The organism is Pseudomonas sp. AFG_SD02_1510_Pfu_092 (genome assembly GCF_003331055.1).
Taxonomy (GTDB): domain Bacteria; phylum Pseudomonadota; class Gammaproteobacteria; order Pseudomonadales; family Pseudomonadaceae; genus Aquipseudomonas.
This window is the reverse complement of the sequence record NZ_PUQD01000118.1, coordinates 1-2,913: the sequence shown is the minus strand read 5'-3', so window position 1 is coordinate 2,913 and position 2,913 is coordinate 1. Positions and strand designations below refer to the sequence as shown.

General features: G+C 52.5%; 3 protein-coding genes. All 3 read left to right on the top strand.

The window, feature by feature from the left end:
- Positions 1-1,140 (top strand): oxidoreductase (locus C6A77_RS25045; protein WP_206605927.1); only part of this gene is annotated, 1,140 nt, incomplete at its 5' end.
- On the top strand, positions 1,137-1,949 hold the full coding sequence (locus C6A77_RS26195; protein ID WP_346330251.1) for a DUF6708 domain-containing protein: 813 nt from the start codon (positions 1,137-1,139) through the stop codon (positions 1,947-1,949). The genes C6A77_RS25045 and C6A77_RS26195, both read left to right, overlap by 4 nt.
- A gap of 245 nt (positions 1,950-2,194) precedes the next feature.
- Positions 2,195-2,913, top strand: a 719-nt coding sequence (locus C6A77_RS26045) for a DUF6708 domain-containing protein (protein WP_241507454.1), incomplete at its 3' end; no start/stop codon positions are given.

The following is a 2,913-nucleotide window of genomic DNA, read 5'->3' as shown; positions in this document are numbered from 1 at the left end:
GTGGCTGGGAGTTGGGAAGTCCTATTGGCGATAGGTGGGTTGTATTTGCAGTCAGACAGCTTGGGCAGGAATCAGGAAAAGGCGGAAGCGGAGATTGGGCCCAAAGCGCATGAGGCCAAGTTGGCGTTGCAGGGCTCCTTATTGGGGATATTGGGCGGGCAAGTCGAGCTTGTTGGGCTCATTCTGAAGTCAAGTGCCGGGCCTTTAGATATGGCGTGGGCAAAGAATGTCGCAATCGTAGGAGGGACCTTGATAAGGCTTGGTTCTTTGGTAAGTTCGATTGCAGGGGTGTTTGATACGGCTCAAGCAATCACTGCTATGAGGCGCACCGCCAGTGCGGGTGATGAAACCGCGCGCTACCAACATTTATCTTCAGCCGTTTTTTATGGTGTCGGCACTATCGCGTTCGGAATCGCCGTATTCAAGCCCTTGGTTCTTGGACCGTTGGGAATTGCGATTGCCGTTACGCTTGCTGCTTATCAACTAAGCAAACGCGCTCAGGAAAATGAATCAACTGATTTGGAGCGCTGGATAAGGCGGTGCCATTTTGGCAAGGCAGACGAAAAGCCGGTCGTTCATTGGTATGCTCCAGTACATGCGGATATCGCTTTTGCCGAACTAAACGCTGCCACGCTCGGCGTTCAGGCGAAGTTAAATTTTGAGTCACGCTTGGCGACTGAGCCAGGCCTTCCTAAAATTGGAGGTGTGACTGGCGTTGAAATAATCAGGAAGCTAAATTTTTTCATTGCTTTGCCTATGTACGATGAGCGGTACTCGAGGTACCGTTGGAAATTGATTGTGCATCGTCACGGCGACGGAAATTACCCTGATTACGTCGGCGGGGAAACTATTGCTTCGGGCGATTTTTTTGCAACCGCTGAAGAGCCCCTATCGTCGTCTTCATTTTCCAGCTTTGCAGCGCCACGGACTCCCGATTATGACCGTCAATATTCCATTAGCGAGAAGCGAAAATCTTCTTCCTCTGGACTCAGCCAACTAGATATGTTGGGTTCGGTATCGCTCATGGCGACTATAGGAAAACACAGTATAGTGGCCGCTACGCTGTTGGTAATGTACTGGCCGGACCGAAGTGTGCCAACTGGTTATATTGAGATCTGTGTCAGGGAGGCTAACGAGTGAAACGTGATGGCAAGATCTTGTGGGAGCGCGCCTTGGGCTGGAGTTACGACCTTCCCAAGGTGGATGAAGTACCAGAGTGGCGGAAAGTATGGGCGGACGTTAACCCAGCGCCCAATTTTTTTGATGATGTGTGCCTCGAGTTGCCGCGGAAAAGCATAATTCTTCGCGGGGTTATATTTTTACTTGGAGTTCCGGGCTTGCTTTTTGTTCTCGGAATGACGCTTTACCTATACTGGAGTCTTTTGCATGACGGCTGGCAGCGGGATTGGTTGATAAACGTATCGACAATTGCCCCTCCACTATTGTTGTGGGCTTTGATCCCCCATGTCAGGCTTGATCTTGTTATGCCTAGAGATGAGCCGATTCGCTTTAATAGACTTCGCCAAAAAATATATATTTATGAGTTTCGATATGACCGCATTTTCATCTTCAGCCGCAAACACTGGGGCGTCAAACCAGTCGCCTACAACTGGGACGACGTCACCGCCGAAGTCTACCGAGTCTACGCCCCCGGCCACGGTGGGCTGATCGAGAACGTCATGTTGTCGGTGCGCAACCCGGAAACCAACGAAGTCATCGACCGTGTGTTCTTCACCCACGACCTCTACCGCGGTGAAGCCTACTGGGCCATTGCCCGTCTGTTCATGCAGCAAGGTCCCGAAGCCCTGCCGAAGTTCGTCCACCCACCCCGTGACTGGAACGACGACGACGGTCTGAGCCACATGCACTGCCTAGCCCCCAAGGTTCACTGGCCAGAGGCGATCGATCTCGAATCCCGCACCGCACCCTCAGAAGGAGAGGCGCAATGAAACCGGTCTTACTGGTAGGCCATCGACCCGAATGCCCGTTGCATGGCGTCAACAAGAAAGAAAGTTGCTACGTACACGCTCAACGCTAGGGGAGGCAGGGTGGGTGACGGGTGCTGTGGAACTGATGACGACTATTGGGCTGCATACCGTTAGATGCCGCGACACTGTTGATAGGTTACTAGTTACTGGCCAGGTAGAAGATTCCCAGATGCATATGTCGAGACTTTTATTAAGGAGGCGAATGAATGAAAGCTAAAACCAGGGTTCTTTCGGAACGAGCGTTGTGCTGGAGTCATGACCTGCCTGATGTCAGTTCGGATGCCGTTCCCCGTTTAAGCCTTGAAGATATCGATCCCCCACCAAACTACTGTGATGACGTGTGCTTGGAGCTTCCCCGATTCACTGTCAGTTTGCGTGGTGTCGCGGTGCTGGTAGGCGGACCGATTTTGGCTTTTATTATAGTTGCATTCATCTACATGCATTGGAGGTTTTCTGACATCCTATGGTCGAGTGATTGGGCCGTCGACCTCTTCGGGACGTTAGCAACCTTAATTGGCATGTGGGCGACTGCAACATATGTAAAGATGGATTTATTGCTCCCACGGAACGAACCAATCCGCTTCAATCGCCTACGACGCAAAATCTATCTCTATCAATTCAGATTTCACTACATCTACCTGTTCAGCCGCAAACACTGGGGCGTCAAACCAGTCGCCTACAACTGGGACGACGTCACCGCCGAGGTCTACCGCGTCTATGCCCCCGGCCACGGCGGGCTGATCGAAAACGTCATGCTGTCGGTGCGCAACCCGGAAACCAACGAAGTCATCGACCGCGTGTTCTTCACCCACGACCTCTACCGCGGCGAAGCCTACTGGGCCATTGCCCGTCTGTTCATGCAGCAAGGTCCCGAAGCCCTGCCGAAGTTCGTCCACCCACCCCGTGACTGGAACGACGACGACGG